This is a genomic window from Streptomyces sp. NBC_01241 (genome assembly GCF_041435435.1).
Taxonomy (GTDB): domain Bacteria; phylum Actinomycetota; class Actinomycetes; order Streptomycetales; family Streptomycetaceae; genus Streptomyces.
Genome location: NZ_CP108494.1, coordinates 683816 through 704357 on the forward strand (window position 1 = coordinate 683816; position 20542 = coordinate 704357).

At 70.3% G+C, this 20542-nt stretch carries 18 protein-coding genes and 1 pseudogene; 8 read left to right on the forward strand and 11 right to left on the reverse strand.

Translation table 11 applies throughout. The features are described from left to right. Positions 1-79 precede the first annotated feature (79 nt). Together OG306_RS02465 and OG306_RS02470 are read right to left on the reverse strand one after the other, a co-directional pair. Positions 80-487, reverse strand: coding sequence for a hypothetical protein (locus tag OG306_RS02465; protein WP_266744409.1), 408 nt, complete (start codon positions 485-487; stop codon positions 80-82). A 266-nt stretch (positions 488-753) separates the two neighbouring features. Continuing rightward, positions 754-1326 (reverse strand): annotated as a pseudogene (locus tag OG306_RS02470) (formate dehydrogenase); the annotation flags it as partial. 216 nt (positions 1327-1542) lie between these two features. Between OG306_RS02470 and OG306_RS02475 the strand changes: the two are divergent. After that, entirely contained in the window at positions 1543-1875 is a 333-nt protein-coding gene (locus OG306_RS02475; RefSeq protein WP_266744410.1) for a DUF6479 family protein, read from the forward strand. 152 nt (positions 1876-2027) lie between these two features. Continuing rightward, positions 2028-2855 carry a VOC family protein gene (locus OG306_RS02480; protein WP_266907477.1) on the forward strand — a complete coding sequence of 276 codons (828 nt, stop codon included), beginning with the start codon at positions 2028-2030 and terminating at the stop codon, positions 2853-2855. A 36-nt stretch (positions 2856-2891) separates the two neighbouring features. Here OG306_RS02480 and OG306_RS02485 read toward each other — a convergent pair whose 3' ends face one another. Beyond that, the gene (locus OG306_RS02485; RefSeq protein WP_266744412.1) at positions 2892-3407 is read right to left on the reverse strand and encodes a DUF6328 family protein; all 516 of its coding nucleotides are present in this window, start codon (positions 3405-3407) and stop codon (positions 2892-2894) included. Positions 3408-3601: 194 nt separating this feature from the next. On the opposite strand from OG306_RS02485, the gene OG306_RS02490 reads away from it, so the two are divergent. After that, entirely contained in the window at positions 3602-3991 is a 390-nt protein-coding gene (locus OG306_RS02490) for a VOC family protein (RefSeq protein ID WP_266744413.1), read from the forward strand. Positions 3992-4062: 71 nt separating this feature from the next. On the opposite strand, the gene OG306_RS02495 is transcribed toward OG306_RS02490, so the two are convergent. From OG306_RS02495 to OG306_RS02510, 4 genes are all read right to left on the reverse strand, one after another. Further along, the gene (locus OG306_RS02495) at positions 4063-4554 is read right to left on the reverse strand and encodes a GNAT family N-acetyltransferase (protein WP_266907475.1); all 492 of its coding nucleotides are present in this window, start codon (positions 4552-4554) and stop codon (positions 4063-4065) included. A gap of 80 nt (positions 4555-4634) precedes the next feature. Then, positions 4635-5039, reverse strand: coding sequence for a DUF1992 domain-containing protein (locus tag OG306_RS02500; protein ID WP_266744415.1), 405 nt, complete (start codon positions 5037-5039; stop codon positions 4635-4637). 117 nt (positions 5040-5156) lie between these two features. Further along, positions 5157-6095 (reverse strand): hypothetical protein, encoded by a 939-nt coding sequence (locus tag OG306_RS02505; protein ID WP_266907474.1) that lies wholly within the window; start codon positions 6093-6095, stop codon positions 5157-5159. Positions 6096-6254: 159 nt separating this feature from the next. Continuing rightward, a complete protein-coding gene (locus tag OG306_RS02510; protein WP_266744417.1) occupies positions 6255-7052 on the reverse strand; it encodes a tyrosine-protein phosphatase in 798 nt (265 codons plus the stop codon). 616 nt (positions 7053-7668) lie between these two features. Here OG306_RS02510 and mutA point away from each other — a divergent pair. From mutA to OG306_RS02535, 5 genes are all read left to right on the forward strand, one after another. Beyond that, positions 7669-9534: a methylmalonyl-CoA mutase small subunit gene (gene mutA / locus OG306_RS02515; protein ID WP_266907472.1), complete on the forward strand. Its 1866-nt coding sequence runs from the start codon at positions 7669-7671 to the stop codon at positions 9532-9534. Beyond that, the gene (scpA, locus tag OG306_RS02520; protein WP_266744419.1) at positions 9534-11735 is read left to right on the forward strand and encodes a methylmalonyl-CoA mutase; all 2202 of its coding nucleotides are present in this window, start codon (positions 9534-9536) and stop codon (positions 11733-11735) included. The genes mutA and scpA overlap by 1 nt, the downstream gene beginning before the upstream one ends. A gap of 12 nt (positions 11736-11747) precedes the next feature. Next, positions 11748-12767, forward strand: coding sequence for a methylmalonyl Co-A mutase-associated GTPase MeaB (gene meaB / locus OG306_RS02525; RefSeq protein ID WP_266744420.1), 1020 nt, complete (start codon positions 11748-11750; stop codon positions 12765-12767). A 520-nt stretch (positions 12768-13287) separates the two neighbouring features. Beyond that, the gene (rho, locus tag OG306_RS02530) at positions 13288-14427 is read left to right on the forward strand and encodes a transcription termination factor Rho (protein ID WP_266744421.1); all 1140 of its coding nucleotides are present in this window, start codon (positions 13288-13290) and stop codon (positions 14425-14427) included. An 84-nt stretch (positions 14428-14511) separates the two neighbouring features. Continuing rightward, positions 14512-15510: an aldo/keto reductase family protein gene (locus OG306_RS02535; RefSeq protein WP_266744422.1), complete on the forward strand. Its 999-nt coding sequence runs from the start codon at positions 14512-14514 to the stop codon at positions 15508-15510. Between the two features lie 102 nt (positions 15511-15612). Here the strand turns inward: OG306_RS02535 and OG306_RS02540 are convergent, their stop codons facing one another. The 4 genes from OG306_RS02540 to OG306_RS02555 form a co-directional block, all read right to left on the reverse strand. Next, positions 15613-16974, reverse strand: coding sequence for an NAD(P)/FAD-dependent oxidoreductase (locus tag OG306_RS02540; protein ID WP_266744423.1), 1362 nt, complete (start codon positions 16972-16974; stop codon positions 15613-15615). A 133-nt stretch (positions 16975-17107) separates the two neighbouring features. Next, a complete protein-coding gene (locus OG306_RS02545; protein WP_266744424.1) occupies positions 17108-17449 on the reverse strand; it encodes a hypothetical protein in 342 nt (113 codons plus the stop codon). Positions 17450-17478: 29 nt separating this feature from the next. Then, the gene (gene ctaD / locus OG306_RS02550; RefSeq protein ID WP_266744425.1) at positions 17479-19179 is read right to left on the reverse strand and encodes an aa3-type cytochrome oxidase subunit I; all 1701 of its coding nucleotides are present in this window, start codon (positions 19177-19179) and stop codon (positions 17479-17481) included. A gap of 454 nt (positions 19180-19633) precedes the next feature. Next, positions 19634-20371 (reverse strand): glucose 1-dehydrogenase, encoded by a 738-nt coding sequence (locus OG306_RS02555; protein ID WP_266744426.1) that lies wholly within the window; start codon positions 20369-20371, stop codon positions 19634-19636. Positions 20372-20542: the final 171 nt, after the last annotated feature.

Genomic DNA, 20542 nt, shown 5'->3' on the forward strand with positions numbered 1-20542 from the left:
TGGCCTTTTGTTCGTTTTCTACCAGATGTGCCCTGCCTTCCCGCTTCATTGCTCCGTCACCGGGCGGTGGCCCGCCGGTCTATCGGCTCCCGCTGCTCCGGCGGCTTTCCAGGCGCAGGCGTACCTCTTCCTCCTGGTCTCCGGAGACCGTGCCGACGACACGTACGTCGAAGGCGTGCGCCAGGCTCCGGCGCAGCCGTTCGACCGCCCAGTAGCCGCCCTGCACATCGATCTTCACGGGTGCGCCGAGTGCGAGCGGTCCGGAGATCACTCTCTCCTCGGTGACGTCGACGGTCGCCACCCATGCCGTGGGGCGCCTCTCCGCGAGCTTCCTCGGTACGTCGACCGAGGCCCGGTCGGTGGTGAAAGCGGCCCGCAGCGCATCGAAGACCATCCGTGCGTCGCCCGTGTCGCACCCGCTGATGACGACCGTGACCTCCTGTCCGTGCAGGCTCTCCTCCGGCTTCCTCTCTTTGATGGTGTTCACCGCGGCTCCTTCCGCTCGACGTTGTGTGGTTTGTCCCCGCGCTGGGGGCCGACGGTATGGACGGGGTCCTCGGCGGAGGCGGTGCCCGCGGCGAAGATCCCGAAGCGTGTGCGGGCCGAACCCGCGAGCAGTGCGAGCCCGGCTCCGACGGCGGCCGGGCGGCCGCGGCCGCCGAGGAGCGCCGCGCCCACCGCACCGGCGGCGGTCAGCACGCGGGCGGAGCCCCCGTCGCCGCCGACCCCGTTGTCCGGGTCGTGTCCGTACAGCCGGGCCTTGGCCTCCATCACCCAGGGGACGCCGACGGGGTGGGCCTCGGCGACGTTGGACCCCTGGATGACAATGCAGTCGGCGTGCTGGAGGTCCTGCAGGAAGGTGGTCGCCCCGCCGAGGCTCGCGATACCGAGCGTGCGGGCCGTGCGGACCCCTTCGTGCTCCCACTCCCAGGTCCTGCGCCGGGTCTCGACCACCCGGTCGGCGACCATGTCCATGGCCGTCTCCAGGTCGAGCGGCTCCCAGTCGCTCGCGTACGGGCGCCGGTACAGCACCTGGTGGCGGGACGGGCCCGTGGTGAGCTGGGGCGTCGCAGATCCCTTGGGGCAGAGCCGTCCGCGGCTGATCGGCGAATCGGGATCACCCTCGATCCGTACGACCCGGTCGTCCTTGACGTACACCTGCTGACCGCAGCCGACCGCGCAGTACGGGCAGACGGACCGCACGACCCGGTCGGACGTGGCCGTGCGGGGCCGGAGACCGGCGGTCGCGGGTGACTTCGCGGCACGCCCTCTGCCCAGCGGATCACCACCGGCCAGCTGCCGGCTGAGCGGATTCGGCACTCCCATCGCTTCCCTCCAGCGAATTCGGGGATCCTCTCCAGGCTCGCCCCGCTGCCGGGCGACGGCGACACGAGGCCGCCGGCAGGCGGACGGGCCGAGGCGCCGGGCCCGGGGCCGCCGGGTGCCCCGCGCCATCGAAACACTTTTAGGTTCATATCCACTTAAAACATGAATTCGTAGTCATTACCGACTGATGCCTGCCCCTCGGGGTATCCGGGAGGCATGGACGTATCGAACGGAGACCTCGGTTCACTGGCCCTCACCCTCGCCGACGGGCGCGGCGCGGTCGGCGCGGTGATGGGCATCATCGGAGTGGCTCTGGTGGCCATGCTGATCGGCGGCTTCTGGCTGGGCAAGAAGCGCCGGGCCCAGGAGCCGCCGCCGCCCCGGCCCGAGGACCAGCCACCGCTGCCGGACCACCGGAGCCACGTCGAGCAACGCGATGTCCACGCCGACGACAGCTTCCCGCCCAACGGCCGGGGGCTGTCCCCCTACGAGCTCGGTGACCGCGGGAACCAGCCCATCCATCGCGACACCGACGAGCAGCGCGACTGATCTCCCGACGGCCGGAGGGCCGGTCCCCGCGCCGCAGCGCAGTACGCGGCGCCGCCGCGTGTTGCGGGAGTGGCTGCACGCGGTGAGGCTGGTGAGGCTCCGACGGCCACCGGCACGCGAAGGCCGCAGAACCGATGAAGGCAGTTGGGATCATGACCGGAAGCCATCCCGGCGCGGCGTCGATGCCGGCACCGCTGACCGGATCCGCAGCGCCCTGCTGGGTCAATCTCATGACCCGCGACCTGGGATCGGCGCAGGAGTTCTACGGCGCCGTGCTGGGCTGGACCTTCCGGCCGGGCAAGTTGGGGCAGGAGTTCTCCGTCGCTCGCCGCGGGGATGTACCGGTCGCCGGCATCGGCGCGGTGGCGACCGCCTACCGGGTGGCCGTTGCCTGGACGCCCTACTTCGCCGTCCCCGACGCCGACGCGGCGGCCTCACGCATCCGTGAGCGCAGCGGCACGGTCGCGGTGGGGCCGCTCGCGCTCGGCAAGGGGCGCGGGGCGTTGGCGGCCGATCTCGACGGCGCGGTGTTCGGTATCTGGGAGCGGACCGAGCCCGCGACGTCGCCCCCGGCGCCGGACGGTTACTCGCACGCCTGGCTGCGGCTGCACACGAGGAACGCCTTCGACGCGGCGATCTTCTACGGTGGGGTGCTCGACTGGGCGAGTGGTCACCCCGGGTGCTGCGAGGTGTCGTACGAGAAGGACGAGGTCATCGTCGACTGCAACGGGCGCCGGCTCGCCCGGATCAGCTCCGGAGCGGTGGAGGCGGCACCCGATCCGCTGGTCCGTCCGCACTGGCAGGTGCATTTTCCCGTCGCCGATGTGGCGGTCACGGTCGAGGCGGCACGGCGGCACGGCGGCAGCCTGGTCGAGCAGCGTCCGCTCGGGCAGGGCAGCGAGGCGACCCTGCTGGACCCGGACGGCGGGCTCTTCACGGTCACGGACGTCCGGGACCCCACGGCGGGCGATGCGGGCTGATCCGGCCGCCCCGTACAGCGCTGCCCCGCGCAACGGTCATTTCTCGCGTTCACGCGTGGAGCGAGCCAGCGCCCGGGCCGGGATCACGAACCAGCAGACCAGGAACCACAGCGCCATACCGGCGACCAGCACCAGGGCGAGGGAATCGTGCAGGGCCACCCGCAGGATCAGCAGCAGGGTGGAGCACATGGTGCACACCAGCAGGACCAGTCCGAGCACGGTCAGCCGGGCCGCCCAGGTGACCGTCTGCGGCTTGAGCCGCCGTCCGGCGACCAGGCGGTGGTACGACACGGGCCCGATCAGAGCGGCGACGGTGGCGGCGCCCAGCATCACGGTGACCACGTAGATGATGCGGTCGGTGTCCGACAGTTCGGCGAAGCGCGGCTGGAAGACGACGGCGAGCAGGAAGCCGAACAGGATCTGGACGCCCGTCTGGGCGACCCGCAGTTCCTGGAGAAGTTCCCCCCACCGCCGGTCCGCCCGCTCCTCGGGCGTCTCGTCGCGGCCCGTTCCGGGGTCCCGGCCGCCGGAGTCGTGGGGTGTCGAGGTCACCGTGAGCCTCCGTCCCGATGCGCGGAGTGCATCGCCTGTTCCACCTCAGCCACCGTAGACCTCACGGCGATCACGCGGTGCCCTCGACGAGCCGTCCGGACGCATCTAGGCTCTTGAGTACGGCATCGCGCGTCGGTCACCGGCCGGGTGAGGCGTGGAGGTGCGCGTGAGATGCCCGTTGGAGGCATTCCACAGTGTCAGTCGAGTTGAATCACACCATCGTTTCCGCCCGGGACAACCGGGAGTCCGCCGAGTTCCTCGCGGACATACTGGGCCTGGAAGTCGGCACGGAATGGGGCCCGTTCATCCCGGTCGCCACCGCGAACGGCGTCACCCTGGACTTCGCGACCGTTCCCGAAGCGTCGATCGCCCTGCAGCACTACGCCTTCCTCGTCTCGGAGCGCGAGTTCGACAGGGCGTACACCCGCATCAAGCAGCTCGGGCTCACCTACTACGCGGACCCGCATCGGAAGCATCCGGGCGAGATCAACCACAACGACGGCGGCCGAGGTGTGTACTTCCTCGATCCCGCCGGTCACGCCATGGAGATCATCACGCGTCCGTACGGGGGCTTCCCCTCGTAACTCGGCGTAAGAGAAAGGGGGTTCGGCCGGAAACCGTGCACGGGTTCCGGCCGCGCCCTCCTCCCGTCGGTTCAGGCGACCGGCAGCACCAGTTCGGGCCGGTCCCACATCACAGCGGGCGGGTCGGCGGCGAGGGTGCCGGTGCGCCGGGCGCCCACACTCCGGTAGAAGCCCTCGGCGGGCGGATGCGAGACGATGCGGACGCCGGTCAGACCGGTGCGCAGCGCCTCCTCGCGCAGATGCCCGATGAGCAGTCGCCCGATGCCGAGGCCCTGTGCGTCGTCGGCGACGAACATGAGGTCGAGCTCCGGCGGATCGAGGATCAACGAGTAGAAGCCGAGGACCCGCTCGGTGCCGGCCTCGACGGCCGCGAAGACCCGGTGGGTCTCGATGTAGTCGGGTCCCACCCGGTATCCGGCGACCATGGCGGCGTAGTGACCCTCGTAGGCGCGGGAGGCCCTGACCAGCCGGGTGAGCCGCCGGGCGTCCTGTGCGGTCGCGCGCCTGATCCGTACGTCCTCGCGACGCGCACCGTCACCCGTGCGCGTAATGCTCGATCTCATAGAGGGAGTATTACGCATCCGGTCGTGTGTCCGGGACGTGCGCGGTCGCTGCGGGGCCTTTGCCCCCGAGCCCCCGGGGGCTACGACGAGCGCCGGGCCACGCGCCACTCCTCGACCACCGCGTCGATGTCGAACGGCTTGAGGTTCAGCAGGGGCCCCGGCGGCGGTCGCCGGATCGCCGCCCGGATCTTCTCGTTGACCTCGGCCAGCAAGCGCCGCACGTCGGCCTCCGTCCGCGCCCCGGACACGGCCTCACGCACATCCTCCGCCTCCTTGCGCAGGGCCAGGACCGGCGGGAGCACCGACACCCCCTCATGTTGCATCTTCCGCTTGATCCACCAGGTCTCGTCGTATGGCGTGTCAAGGGAGTCGAGAGGCTTTCCGAATCCCGGCAACTGCGAGAAGTCGCCGCGCCGCTCGGACTCGCGGATCTGCTTGTCGACCCATGATTCGAAGCTGACGCCCGCAGGCTTGCGTTCGGTCAACGTACGCCCCTCTCGGCGGATTCGTATTCCGGCCCTTTCACCATACCCAGGACCCCGGCAGCGCCGGCCGCGTCCATGGGGTCACGTCGCCGCTGTCGCCCGGCATCCGGGCACGATTCAGTGCGCGTGCCCGGCGGGCGCCCCGGTCCCGCTCTCGTGCCGGTCGGCGGCACCCTGCCCCGACGCGGGCACCCGGACGGTGAAGGCCGCGGTGCGGACCTTCCCTTCGTGCTGGAAGTCGAGGAAGAGCCGGTACGTACCCGCGCTGGGCACCGACGCCATGAAAGAAACCACGGGCCCCGGCCCGCTCTCGTTCGGGTGGACGTGCAGATAGGCCAGGTCGCCGGAGCGGAGGGCGACCAGGTGCCCGTAAGCACCGAGGTAGGGCTGCAGATCGGTGACGGGGCGGCCGTTCCTGCTGACGGTCAGCTTCAGCTCACCGCTCCGGCCGGCGCGGAGCCGGCCGTCGAGTGCGACGCGGTAGCCGTCCACCTCCGCGACGGCACTCGGAGCCGGCAGAGCCGCGGGACGGTAGGCGCCGGAGACGGCCAGGTCCGCGCCCAGCGTGAGGTTCTCGGCACCCTCGGCCGCGGGGGTGAAGTCGGCGAACGCCCGGTATCCACCAGCCTTGGGCAGGTCGACCGTGGTCGACCAGGTGCCGTCGGCCGCGCGGACGGGATGCAGGTGGCGGAATTCGGTGAGATCGGTCGAGGCGAGGATGAAATGCAGTTCCTTGCCGTGCTCCCGCTGATAGGCCGTGACCTTGCGGCCGGTGTCGTCCACGACGGCGAACCTGATCGCGGTCGGGGCTCCGGCTCGCACCGTGGGCGTTTCGAGGGCCAGCGTGTAGCCGCCGTCGGAGATCTGCAGCCCGGCCGCACGGTCTGCCCCACCGGTCGCTCCGCCCTCCTCCCCCTCACTGTGGCCGGCGTGCTGCCCTGCGGGACGGTCCTCCGCGGCCACCAGCGGGTCGACGCCCCTGCCCACGCCGTACGCAGTCCCGAAGGTCGCGGCGAGCGCAGCGGCGAAGGCGGTGATCCTCAGTGCGTTGTTCATGACGGTGTCCTCCATCGGGTCCATCGGAAGGCAGCGCTTCCCGATGAGTCACAACATACCCCCTAGGGGTATCCAGTCAAACCGGGAGTGCATCAACTACCGCCGCCTCCACGAGAAACCGGCCGGGGCGCCGGGGAGGAAACCGGAGGGCCGTTCGACTCAGACGGACACCATGAGTCCGCCGCGCAGCCGCTCCAGCGCGGCCTCGGGAATCCTCAGTCCGTCGCGCACGTATCCGTCGAGCCCGCCCCACCGCTCGTCCATGGCGTCCAGCGCCATGTCGAGATAGCGGGGGCGGACCTCGATGATCGCGGAGGCGATCTCCGGGTCACCGCCCGCGTCCAGAAAGCCCTGTACGTACGGGGCGTAGGCGACCCGCACGACCGGATTCACCGCAAGGAACTCGGCCCGCACCACGTCCCGTTCCGCACCGAGCATCATCAGCAGCAGCGCCGTGGCCCAGCCGGTGCGGTCCTTGCCGGCCGTACAGTGGAAGAGCACCGGGCGGGCTCGGTCGTCGGCGGCCATCTCGACGAAGGCCCGGTACGCGGCGGCGGCCCCCGGCGAAAGCACCATCTGCCGGTAGGTCTCGGCGAACATCTCCTCCGCCTTTCCACTGCCCAGCAACTGCTCCGCCTCGACCGGATCGGCGAGCAGCGCGCGCAGCCGGGCGGGCGCCACGCCCGGGTTGTCGCCGAGCACGTCGGCGACGAAGAGCCGCGCGCCCGGAGGCAGCCGGTCGGGGGCCGCCTTCCGCTCGTCGGCGGTCCGCAGATCGACGACGGTACGGATGCCGAGCTCGGCCACCGCCACGTCCAGCGCCGCGTCCAGCCCGCTGAGCTGGCCTGAGCGCAGTACGGCGCCCGGCCGGACCCGGTGGCCGGAACCCAGAGAAATGCCGCCCAGATCGCGCAGATTGACGACGGTGGATGCCGGGACGGCCCTGGCGGTCTGCACGATGAACTTCCCCTTTTCCCGACACGTATCCGAATTGATTCGACAGCTGGCCGGATCAAACGTCGCACGCGGCCGGGAATTCGACAAAGTAAAACGCCGCAGGGACGCGGATAGAGGACACCGAGGGAGACAGCGAGAATGTGAAATCGCCAGCTCTTCTCTTCAGTTCTCCCCCGCTCCTTCCGGTCGGAAATACTTCTCCAGGCCAGCGGTGCGGGAGCCGGTTGCCTGCCGCGATTCCCGGTACACCGCGACCAGGAACAGTTGCCCGCGCGCGACGGGGCGGCGGTTCCCCCGGGTCCGACCTCCTGCACGGAGACCGCTTCCGGCGCGGTGATCGCGAGGGCTTGCGGGCCGACGTGTACGAGGCGTCGCCCCGCGCCGCCTGCCCGATTGCGCAGGACTGCATGTGCCACAAGATATTCGAATGACTCTCGCAGTTGCAATCAATTCGGGTGATTCATGGAGCAAATGCCAGCCTCACTGGAGGAAGCACCAAGGAGTGGATCCGGGCCGGCTACGCGACCGTGTGTGAAGGATCAAGTGCGTTCGGAGAGGGCAAGGTCACAGACGGAGCCCCTGCTGCTCGTCCGAGACCTGACCTAGCATCTGGGCCATGACGGTCCAGCCTGCCGACGGGCTTTCGTTGGCCGCCGAATTCCCTCACCCCGCCCACGAGCAGTGGCAGAGCCTCGTAGAAGGCGTGCTGCGCAAGTCGGGCAAGGATGTTGCGGGTCCGGCCGCCGAGGAAGCACTGTCCACCACGGTGGAGGACGGGCTCATCACCCACCCCCTCTACACCTCGCGCGACAGCGCGCCCGATGCCGGATATCCGGGCTTCGCCCCCTTCACCCGCGGCGGCAAGGCCGAGGGCAACGCGGCGGGCGGCTGGGACGTACGACAGCGGCACTCCCTGCCGGATGCCGCCCGCCTCAACGAGGCGGTGCTCGCCGATCTGGAGAACGGTGTCACCTCACTGTGGCTGACCGTGGGCGGAGCCGGAGGCATTCCGGTGGCCGCTCTGGCGGCGGCGCTGGACGGCGTCTATCTGGATCTCGCTCCCGTGACACTCGACGCTGGAGGTGAACTCGAAGCAGCGGCAACCGAGTTGCTCCGGATCTACGCCGAGCGGGGCGTCGACGCGCAGGCCGCGCGCGGCAACCTCGGCGCCGACCCGCTCGGGCAGGCCGCCCGCAGCGGCGCCGGACCCGACCTCACGGCGGCGGTCCACTGGGCCGGGCGGTGCGCCCGGGAGTATCCCGGTCTGCGGGCGCTGACCGTCGACGCCCTGCCGTACCACGAGGCCGGCGGCTCGGCCGCCGAGGAGCTGGGTGCTTCGCTGGCGACCGGAGTCGCTTATCTGCGGGCACTGACGGAGGCCGGGCTCGGCGTCGATGAGGCCTGTGCCCAGCTGGAGTTCCGGTACGCGGCGACGGCCGATCAGTTCCTGACCATCGCCAAGCTGCGGGCGGCGCGGCGGCTGTGGGCCCGGGTCGCCGAGGTGTGCGGGGCCGCCGGCGCCGGGGCGCAGCGCCAGCACGTGGTGACGTCGTCGGTGATGATGACGCGGCGCGACCCGTGGGTGAACATGCTGCGGACGACGCTGGCCTGCCTGGGGGCGGGGGTCGGCGGGGCCGACTCCGTCACCGTGCTGCCGTTCGATCACGCCCTGGGTCTGCCGGACGCCTTCGCCCGGCGTATCGCCCGTAATACGTCGACGATCCTGCTGGAGGAGTCGCATCTGGCCCGGGTGATCGACCCGGCGGGCGGTTCCTGGTACGTGGAGCGGCTCACCGCCGAACTCGCCGACGCCGCCTGGGCGTTCTTCCAGGAGATCGAGCGCTCGGGTGGCCAGGCGGCCGCCCTGCGCTCGGGAATGATCGGGGAACGGCTCGCGGCGACCTGGGCGGCCCGCAGCAGGGATCTGGCCCGGCGCAAGGAGCCGGTCACCGGGGTCAGTGAGTTCCCGCAGCTGGCGGAGCGCCCGGTGGAGCGCGAGGCGGCCCCCGCCGAGGTGTCCGCCACGGCGCCGGGCGGTCTGCCCAGGGTCCGTCGTGACGAGGCGTTCGAGGCGCTGCGCGCCCGGTCGGACGCCCATCTCGCGGCGACCGGGCAGCGGCCGCGGGTGTTCCTCGCCGCGCTCGGCCCGGCCGCGGCGCACACCGCGCGGGCGTCGTTCGCCTCGAACCTGTTCCAGGCGGGCGGGATCGAGCCGGTCCACGACCCGGTCCCGGTCGACGCCGCGACGGCCGCCGACGCGTTCAAGGCGAGTGGGGCCACCGTGGCGTGCCTCTGTTCCAGCGACGCGCTCTACGCCGAGCAGGCCGGGGCGGTCGCCGAGGCACTGGGTTCGGCGGGCGCGCTGCGGGTGTTCCTCGCCGGCCGGCCCGGCGGGTACAGCGGCGTCGACGAGTACGTCTTCGCGGGCTCCGATGTGGTGGCTGTGCTCTCTTCCGTCCTCGACCGTATGGGTGTGGCGTAATGCGTATCCCTGACTTCTCCGACATCGGGCTCGGACCGGGCGGCGCCGCCGAGGTGTCCGAGGACCAGTGGCGCGATTGCGTAAAGGAGTCCTCCGGCAGTTCCGACGGCGATCTGCTGTGGGAGACCCCGGAAGGCATCACGGTCAAGCCGCTGTACACCGGCCGTGACCTGGAGGGGCTCGATTTCCTCGGTACGTATCCGGGCATCGCCCCGTACCTGCGGGGCCCGTACCCGACGATGTACGTCAACCAGCCCTGGACGATCCGGCAGTACGCCGGGTTCTCCACCGCCGAGGAGTCCAACGCCTTCTACCGCCGCAACCTCGCGGCCGGGCAGAAGGGCCTCTCCGTCGCCTTCGACCTGCCGACCCACCGCGGCTACGACAGCGACCATCCGCGGGTGACCGGCGACGTCGGCATGGCGGGTGTGGCGATCGACTCGATCTACGACATGCGCCGGCTCTTCGACGGCATCCCGCTGGACCGGATGTCGGTGTCGATGACGATGAACGGCGCGGTGCTCCCCGTGCTCGCGCTGTACATCGTCGCCGCCGAGGAACAGGGCGTGCCGCCCGAGAAGCTGGCCGGGACCATTCAGAACGACATTCTGAAGGAGTTCATGGTCCGCAACACGTACATCTATCCGCCGAAGCCCTCGATGCGGATCATCTCCGACATCTTCGCGTACACCTCGCAGAAGATGCCGCGCTACAACTCGATCTCCATCTCCGGCTATCACATCCAGGAGGCGGGGGCGACCGCCGATCTGGAGCTGGCGTACACCCTGGCGGACGGGGTGGAGTATCTGCGGGCCGGGCGGGACGCCGGTCTCGACGTGGACACGTTCGCGCCGCGGCTGTCGTTCTTCTGGGCGATCGGCATGAACTTCTTCATGGAGATCGCGAAGTTGCGGGCGGCCCGCCTGCTGTGGGCCAAGCTGGTGCGGGAGTTCGAGCCGAAGAACGCCAAGTCGCTGTCCCTGCGCACCCATTCGCAGACGTCCGGGTGGTCGCTGACCGCGCAGGACGTGTTCAACAACGTCACCCGGACCTGCGTGGAGGCGATGGCCGCCACCCAGGGCCACACCCAGTCGCTGCACACCAACGCGCTCGACGAGGCGCTCGCCCTGCCGACGGACTTCTCGGCGCGCATCGCCCGGAACACCCAGCTACTGCTTCAGCAGGAGTCGGGCACCGGCCGGGTCATCGACCCGTGGGGCGGCAGTGCGTACGTGGAGAAGCTGACGTACGACCTGGCGCGGCGGGCGTGGCAGCACATCGAGGAGGTCGAGGCAGCGGGCGGTATGGCGCGGGCCATCGACGCGGGCATCCCCAAGCTCCGGGTCGAGGAGGCCGCGGCCCGTACGCAGGCGCGGATCGACTCCGGACGCCAGCCGGTGATCGGGGTCAACAAGTACCGGGTGGAGACCGACGAGCAGATCGATGTGCTCAAGGTCGACAACTCCTCGGTGCGCACCCAGCAGATCGAGAAGCTGCGCCGGCTGCGCGAGGAGCGCGACGAGTCGGCCTGCCAGGAGGCTCTGCGCGCGCTGACCGTGGCGGCCGGGCGGAACCCCGGACCCGGCCTCGAAGGCAATCTGCTGGCACTCGCCGTCGACGCGGCACGTGCGATGGCGACCGTGGGCGAGATCTCGGACGCCTTGGAGAAGGTGTACGGGAGGCACGCCGGCCAGATCCGTACGATCTCCGGTGTGTACCGCAACGAAGCAGGTGAATCCCCCTCCGTGGACCGTACCCGGGCACTGGTGGAGCAGTTCGAGGAGGCCGAGGGGCGTCGGCCGCGCATCCTGGTCGCCAAGATGGGGCAGGACGGTCACGACCGCGGCCAGAAGGTGATCTCGACGGCCTTCGCCGACCTGGGCTTCGACGTCGACGTCGGCCCGCTGTTCCAGACGCCCGCCGAGGTGGCGCGGCAGGCGGTGGAGGCGGATGTGCACATCGTGGGCGTCTCCTCACTGGCCGCCGGGCACCTCACACTCGTCCCGGCGCTCCGCGAGGAGCTCGCCGCCGAGGACCGCGACGACATCATGATCGTGGTGGGCGGGGTGATTCCGCCGCAGGACGTCCAGGCGCTGCACGAGGCGGGGGCGGCGGCCGTGTTCCCGCCCGGCACCGTGATCCCGGATGCCGCGTACGACCTGGTGACGCGGCTCGGTGCCGCGCTCGGCCACGAGTTGTGAGCCGCTGAACCGATGGCTCCGCAGATCGACATCGACAGCTACGCGAAGGGTGTGCTCGACGGGAAGCGGGCGTACATCGCGCGCGCCATCACGCTCGTCGAGTCCACCCGCCCCGATCACCGGTCGCTGGCCCAGCAGTTGCTGCGCGAGCTGCTGCCGCACTCCGGCCGGGCCCGGCGCATCGGCATCAGCGGCGTGCCCGGGGTCGGGAAGTCCACGTTCATCGACGCCCTCGGCACAATGCTCACCGGGCTCGGCCACCGGGTCGCGGTGCTGGCCGTCGATCCCTCCTCCAGCCGTACCGGCGGCTCCATCCTGGGCGACAAGACCAGGATGGAGCGCCTCGCGGTGGACCCCGCCGCGTTCGTACGTCCCTCCCCCACTGCGGGGACCCTCGGCGGGGTCGCCAAGGCGACCCGGGAGTCCATCGTGGTGATGGAGGCCGCGGGGTACGACGTGGTGCTGGTGGAGACGGTCGGCGTCGGCCAGTCGGAGACGGCGGTCGCCAACATGGTCGACACGTTCCTGCTGCTGACACTGGCCCGTACCGGCGATCAGCTCCAGGGCATCAAGAAGGGCGTCCTGGAACTGGCGGACGCCATCGCCGTCAACAAGGCGGACGGTCCGCACGAACGCGACGCGCGAGCGGCCGCCCGCGAACTGGCGGGCGCGCTACGGCTGATGCACCCGGTGGACGCGGCGTGGACACCTCCGGTCCTCACCTGCAGCGCCCGGGAGTCGACCGGCCTCGACACGCTGTGGGAGCGGCTGGAGCAGCACCGTGCGCTGCTCGAATCGACCGGGCGGCTCGCGGCGAAGCGGCGTGCCCAGCAGGTCGACTGGACCTGGACGATGGTGCGGGACGAGCTGCTGGAGAGTCTGCGGGCCCATCCGGAGGTACGTGCCCTCACCCCGGGGCTGGAACAGCGGGTACGGGACGGAGAGTTGACGGCCACGCTGGCGGCCGAGCAGATCCTGGGCGCGTTCCGGGGCACGGCCTCGGCGGCGGAGGCCGGTGACGCCGCGGGCTGACGGGTGACGGCAGTTCGGCGGCCGGGTCCGGCCCCTGCCCGCGAAGTCCCGCCGCACGCCCGAGGGGCGTGACCCGCGGCGTCCGGTGCGGGCACTCGCAAGGGGAGGATCGTCCTCGTACGCGACGTACCCGGCCGGCTCCGGCTACAGATCGAGCTGATACGGCGGTCGGAACGGCGAGTGGGCGGGCCGGCGGCCCGGAGAACCACATCACTCCACGCGCCCCACGGCAACCGGATATCGTGGCCGCCGTCGCCGACCCGGTGCGCGTACGCCGTGGTACGGTGCAGTTGGTACATGTGTACGCCTCGATTCGGGGCGCCGGTGCCGTTTCACCTTCACAGAGCCGCTGCGCCCGTCCTTTCGCGACCGGCGATCCGGTTTTCCCGCACCACTTCTTCCAGTCCGGTTCGGGCTTTCACCGTCCGGGCTTTCCCGCCCGTCGTCCGGGGCGTGATCTCTTCCGCCCCCATGCCATCCGGGCCCCTTCATTCGCCATGTCCGCGAAAGGACCACTCGCATGACCAGCACCCTCGAACACCCCGTAGCCCAGCGGGAATTGACCACCGAAGCCGTCGGCGTCCTCGACATCACGCACCAGGGGCACGGCGCGTTGCGGGTCCGTGGCGGCCTCCCCTCCCCCGGCGACGTACAGGTATCCACCGCCCTGATCCGCCGGCACGGCCTGCGCAAGGGCGATGCCGTCGAAGGCTCCTGCGACCGGCCCCGCATCCTGTCCGGGGTCGTACGGGTCAACGGCCGCTCCCCGCAGGCACTGCGCGGCCGGCCCCACTTCGGTGATCTCACCCCGCTCCACCCTCGGGGCCGGCTGCGCCTGGAAACACCGTCCACCAGCCCGGCGACGCGCCTCGTCGACCTGGTCACCCCGATCGGCAAGGGACAGCGCGGACTCGTCGTCGCGCCGCCCAGGACCGGTAAGACCGTGCTGCTGCAACAGATCGCGGCAGCCGTCGCCGCCAACCATCCCGAGTGCCACCTGATGGTGGTGCTGCTCGACGAACGCCCCGAGGAGGTCACGGACATGCGCCGCTCCGTGCGGGGCGAAGTGCTCGCCTCGACGTTCGACCGGCCCGCGAAGGAGCACATCGCGCTCGCCGAACTCGCGGTCGAGCGCGCCAAGCGTCTGGTCGAGCAGGGCCAGGACGTCGTCATCCTGCTGGACTCCCTCACCCGGCTGTGCCGCGCCCACAACAACGCGTCGGCCGCGGGCGGACGCACCCTCAGCGGTGGCGTCGACGCCACCGCCCTGCTCGGCCCCAAGCGTCTCTTCGGTGCCGCCCGGCTCACGGAGGAGGGCGGCTCCCTCACCATCCTGGCCACCGCCCTGGTGGAGACCGGCTCCCGCGCCGACGACTACTTCTTCGAGGAGCTGAAGAGCACCGGCAACATGGAGCTCCGGCTCGACCGCGCGCTGGCGGACCGGCGCACCTATCCGGCCGTGAACATCCAGGCATCCGGCACCCGGCGCGAGGAACTCATCGTCCCGGCAAGCGAGTTGAGAGTGGTACGCGGACTGCGGCGCGCGCTGCACTCCAGGGATCCGCAGACCGCGCTCTCCACGTTCCTGGACCGCATCCGGAGCACTCCGGACAACGCGGCCTTCCTCCGTACGGTTCACCGCACCGTCCCGGACGCCTGAGCCTGCCCGTGCCGCGCGGGACGGCGCAATAGCATGGGCACCCTCGCATGATCCGTCCCCCACGAGCACAGGGAGAGCAGGCACATGGAATTCCGCCGACTCGGCCGCAGCGGCCTGACCATCAGTGAGATCGCCTACGGAAACTGGCTCACCCACGGCTCCCAGGTGGAGGAGGACGCGGCGATCGCCTGTATCCGTGCGGCACTCGATGCCGGGATCACCACCTTCGACACGGCGGACGTCTATGCGGAGACCCGGGCCGAAGCCGTCCTGGGCCGGGCTCTCAGGAACGAGCGCCGCGAGGGACTGGAGGTGTTCACCAAGGTGTACTTCCCGACCGGTCCCGGACACAACGACCGGGGACTCGGCCGCAAGCACATCATGGAGTCCATCGACAACTCGCTGCGCCGCCTGCAGACGGATTACGTGGACCTGTACCAGGCACACCGTTACGACCACTCGACGCCGCTGGAAGAGACCATGGAGGCGTTCGCCGACGTCGTCCGCTCCGGCAAGGCCCTGTACATCGGCGTTTCGGAATGGACGGCCGACCAGCTCCGGGACGGCCACACGCTGGCCCGCGAGCTGCACGTCCCGATGGTTTCCAACCAGCCGCAGTACTCGGCGCTGTGGCGGGTCATCGAGAGCGAAGTGGTGCCCGCGTCGGAGGAGCTGGGCATCGGTCAGATCGTCTGGTCGCCGGTGGCGCAGGGCGCCCTCACGGGCAAGTACAAGCCCGGCGCGCCGCTTCCGGCGGGCTCCCGGGCCACGGACGACAAGGGCGGCGCGAGCATGGTCGCCGGCTGGCTCCGCGACGACGTGCTGGAGCGCGTGCAGCAGTTGCGGCCGCTCGCCGACCAGGCCGGTCTGAGTCTCGCCCAGCTCGCGGTCGCCTGGGTGCTGCAGAATCCCAACGTATCCGCCGCGATCATCGGCGCCTCCCGGCCCGAGCAGGTGACGGAGAACGTCGGGGCGGCGGGTGTGACACTCGACGCGGAGCTGCTGAAGAGCATCGACGACATCCTTGAGCCGGTGGCGGAACGGGACCCGGGGCTGACGGCCGGGCACGAGGGCAACGGCTGATTCGGCCGGGAGTGCGCGCACGGGTCACGCCGCCCCGGAGCGGATGACCGTCCCGAGGCCTTCGGGCCTGGCATACCCCGCGTCCTGCCGAGCGGTTACGGGTCAGGTGCCGGTGTGCAGCGAGGCGGTGTGCTGGCGGACCTGTGCCGGGGTGAGGTAGGAGTCCGTGTACTCGAAGTCACGGAGCTTGGCCGGATTCCGGGCCTGGAAACCGGTGCGTACGAAGTCGTCGCCCGCGACGGCGTTGAGCATCCAGTTGGTCATCACCCGCACCTTGGCCACATTGGTGCGCAGCGCCGACCAGTGGTAGCCGCGGGCGACGGCCTGGGCGGCGATTCCGTGCATTTCGAAACCGACCGGCTTGGAGACCGCGTCCTTGCCGCCGAGGTCCACGACCAGGCCGAGGTCCTTGTGGACGTACGGCTTCAGCGGCTGGTGCCGCAGCGTGGCGATGAGGTTGTCGGCGAGCCTGCGGCCCTGGCGCGTGGCGTGCTGCGCGGTGGGCGGGCAGACCGCCCCGTCGCCCTTGCTCAGGTCCGGTACGGCCGCGGCGTCACCGAGCGCGAAGATGCCGTCGAAGCCCGGCAGGACCATCTCGGGCGTCACGGCCAGCCGGCCGCGTACCGTCTCCGCGTCGAAGGTGGAGACCAGCGGGCTCGCGGCGACTCCCGCCGTCCAGATCAGGGTGCGGCAGGGCACGACCCGGCCGTCGGTGAAGGTCACCTTCTCCGGTCCGGCCTCGGCGATGGACACCCCGAGCGACACCTCGATGCCGCGTCCGCGCAGCACCTCCAGGGCGCTCCGGCCGAGCTTGTCCCCGAGTTCGGGCATCAGCTTCGGGGCGATGTCGATGAGATGCCACTTGATCAGCTTCGGGTCGAGCCGCGGGTACTGTCTGAGCGCGTTCGTGGTGAGGCGCTGCAGACAGGCGGCCGTCTCGGTGCCGGCGTAGCCACCGCCGACGACCACGAACTGCAGGCGCGAGGCCCGCTCGTTCTCGTCGTGGCTGGCGTCCGCGAGGTCGAGCTGCGCGATCACATGGTCTCGTACGTACGCCGCCTCGGCGAGCGTCTTCATGCCGCGGGCGTGGTCGACCAGGCCGGGGATGTCGAAGGTACGGGTGACGCTCCCGGGGCTGAGGACGAGGTAGTCGTACGGCGTGTAGACGATCTCGTCGGTGATCTTGCGAATGACGCAGATCTTCGCCTTCGGGTCCACTCCGATGGACCCGCCCGGGATGATCCGGGTGCGGTGCTTGCGGCTGCGGCGCAGCGACACCGCGACCGACTGCGGGGTGAGGACTCCTGCCGCCACCTGGGGCAGCAGGGGCAGATAGAGCTGGTACGAGAACGGGGCGACGAGCGCGATCTCCGCCTCGCCGGGGATGAGCCCGCGCTCCAGGCGGCGTACGCATTCCACCCCCGCGAATCCGGCGCCGACAACGAGAATCCTGGGTCGTGCCACGGTATTCGTCCCTTCTCGGGCCTGCACGGTCGTCCGTTCGCCTGCCCCGTCGCACGCGCCCGTCATTTCTCATCTTCACGAGCCGCGTCCGACTTCGCCTGCTGAGGACGGCGGACGGACGACGTGACCGGGGTCAGCGCACCAGGAGCGTGACGGCCGTACAGGTGCCGCCGACCGCGCCGACGAGCACGACACCGGCGGCTGTACAGCGCGCCCGCAGCCTGCGGTATCGCGCATCGTATTCATCGCGCAGTTCGGCGGCGCGGACACAGATCCGGCAGAGCATGGCCCGCGACGCGGCGACATGGTCCGCGGTGTAGACCCGCTGCACGTCCTCGCGCTGTGCCGTGGTGAGCCAGGGCAGCTCGTCGGTGAAGCGGCCCGCCCGTCGTCGTGCCTCCTCGACCTCGGCGTTCCACAGCAGATAGCCCTCCAGCTGTGCCAGACCGCGGGCGGTTTCCTTGTCGTGGTCCACACGCTCCTCCTCTGCGGGTGCCACTGTGCTCACGCCTGCCGGTCACGGTGGACGGCTTCGTCGATGGCACGCACCGTGGGATGGTGCAGGTCGAACGCCGGGGATTCGGAACGGATCCGCGGCAGGGTGAGGAAGTTGTGCCGCGGCGGCGGGCAGGACGTCGCCCACTCCAGCGAACGGCCGTAGCCCCACGGGTCGTCGACCTCGATCTTCTTGCCGTACTTGGCGGTCTTCCACACGTTGTAGAAGAACGGCAGCATCGACAGGCCGAGCAGGAACGAGGAGATCGTCGAGATCGTGTTCAGCGCGGTGAAGCCGTCCGCGGCGAGGTAGTCCGCGTAACGACGCGGCATGCCCTCCACACCCAGCCAGTGCTGCACCAGGAACGTGCCGTGGAAGCCCACGAACAGCGTCCAGAACGTGATCTTGCCGAGCCGCTCGTCCAGCATCTTGCCGGTGAACTTCGGCCACCAGAAGTGGAACCCCGCGAACATCGCGAAGACCACGGTGCCGAAGACGACGTAGTGGAAATGCGCGACGACGAAGTACGAGTCCGAGACGTGGAAGTCCAGCGGGGGCGACGCCAGGAGCACACCGGTCAGACCGCCGAAGAGGAAGGTGACCAGGAAGCCGATCGACCAGAGCATCGGCGTCTCGAAGGACAACGACCCCTTCCACATCGTGCCGGTCCAGTTGAAGAACTTCACCCCGGTGGGCACCGCGATGAGGAAGCTCATGAACGAGAAGAACGGCAACAGCACACCGCCGGTGACGAACATGTGGTGCGCCCACACGGTCGCCGAGAGACCCGCGATGGAGATCGTCGCCCCGATCAGACCGAGATAGCCGAAGACCGGCTTGCGGCTGAAGACCGGAAGGATCTCGGTGACGATCCCGAAGAACGGCAGAGCGATGATGTACACCTCCGGGTGGCCGAAGAACCAGAAGAGGTGCTGCCAGAGCAGCGCGCCGCCGTTGGCCGGGTCGAAGACGTGCGCACCGAACTTGCGGTCCGCCTCCAGCACCAGCAGGGCCGCCGCGAGGACCGGGAACGCCAGCAGGACCAGTACGGCGGTCAGCAGGACGTTCCAGACGAAGATCGGCATGCGGAACATCGTCATGCCGGGGGCGCGCATGCAGATGATCGTGGTGATGAAGTTGACCGAACCGAGGATCGTGCCGAAGCCGGAGAAGGCCAGACCCATGATCCACATGTCGCTGCCGATGCCCGGGGAGCGGACCGCGTCGGTCAGCGGGGAGTAGGCGAACCAGCCGAAGTCGGCCGCGCCCTGCGGGGTGAGGAATCCGGCCACGACGATGATCGAGCCGAAGAGATACGCCCAGTAGGCGAACATGTTCAGCCGCGGGAACGCCACATCGGGGGCGCCGATCTGCAGCGGCATGATCCAGTTCGTGAAGCCCGCGAACAGCGGGGTGGCGAACATCAGCAGCATGATCGTGCCGTGGATCGTGAACGCCTGGTTGAACTGCTCGGTCGAAATGATCTGGATCCCGGGACGGGCCAGCTCGGCGCGCATGACCAATGCCAGCACACCACCGACGACGAAGAAGGCGAACGACGTGACGAGGTAGAGCGTGCCGATCGTCTTGTGGTCCGTGGTGGTCAGCCACTTGATGACGACGTTGCCCGGTTGCCTGGCGCGAACCGGAATCTCGTTCGCGTACGTCTCCTCTTCGTCGGCTGCCCCTGTTGTGCCCGTCGTCGTCACTGGGACGCTCCTTCGATTGTCATTCGCGGGTGGACCGCGCACCCGCCAGGGCGCCGCCTCCACCGGCCGGCCGACCGGCCGCTCCCGCGCACGTCACGCCAGATTCCAGGTGCAGCAAATCAGCCGCGGGGCCGCTCTGTGCGGCCCTGCGCCCGCCGTCGCGTGACTTTCACTCGTCAGGGCGCCCTCCGGTCCGGGCCCCCGCTCCGCACGCCCCCGCTCACCTTCGCGCGCTCCCGACGCGGGATGTCGGCGGGGGCGACGGACGACGGCATAGTCCGCGGCGCGGGATGCGGAGTTCTCCCGCTCAACCGGCCACGACCGCGCGCCGGTTCACTCCACCGGTTCGCCGCGGCGCCTCGGGGCAGCCCGAACTGCCTCACCGGGCAAAGTTGTTACCGGAGAGGGCGGTTAACGCCTGGACCGGGGACCGGTCCGGGCGCCCCGGCGTGCCTCAGACCAGCCCGCCCGTCGCGCGCACGTTCTGGCCGGTGATCCACCGGCCGTCGTGGCCGGCCAGGAAGGCAACCACATCGGCCACGTCCGCGGGTTCGCCCAGTCGGCCGAGGGGGGTCGTACCGGCGACTGCTTCGAGCGCCTCCGGCGGATTGGTGCCGCGCAGCAGCTCGGTGTCGGTCGCGCCGGGCGAGACGGTGTTGACCGTGATCCCGCGTGCTCCGAGTTCGCGGGCGGCGATGGCGGTGAGCTGCTCGACGGCACCCTTGCTGGCGGCGTACGCGGAGATGCCGGGGCCCGGCCGCACGGTGTTCGCGGTGGAGATGTTCACGATGCGGCCGCCGTCGCGCATCCGCACAGCCGCGTGACGGATCGTCATGAAGACCGCTCTGGTGTTGACCGTCATCACCTTGTCGAACACCTCCGGGTCGGTGTCCGCGATGAGGGCCGGGGGGAGACACAGTGCGGCGTTGTTGACCAGGATGTCGAGTCCGTCCAGCCGCTCCTCGGCGGCTTCCATCAGCTGCCGGGCCCCGTCCGGGTCCGCGAGGTCGAGACGGATGGCCGTGGCCGTACCGCCGTTGTCCCGCACCGTGCGAACGACCTCCTCGGCCGCTTCGTCGCTGGTGGCGTAGTTGAAGACCACGTGCGCCCCGTCGCGGCACAGGCGCTCGACGATCGCGCGGCCGATACCCCGCGATCCTCCGGTGACCACCGCGTTCTTGCCTGCCGGCACGGTCCCTCCCCCTCGACGAGCAGTTGATCCGGTCGTTCGAACCTACCGGCGCGGCGGCTCGTCGTACGCGATTACGCGGAGAACGAACGGCCGCGTACGCGACAGCGCGGCGCTCGTTTGGCGCCGGACGAGCGCCTTCGGCCGTTCAGGCCCCCGACACGCGACCGCCCC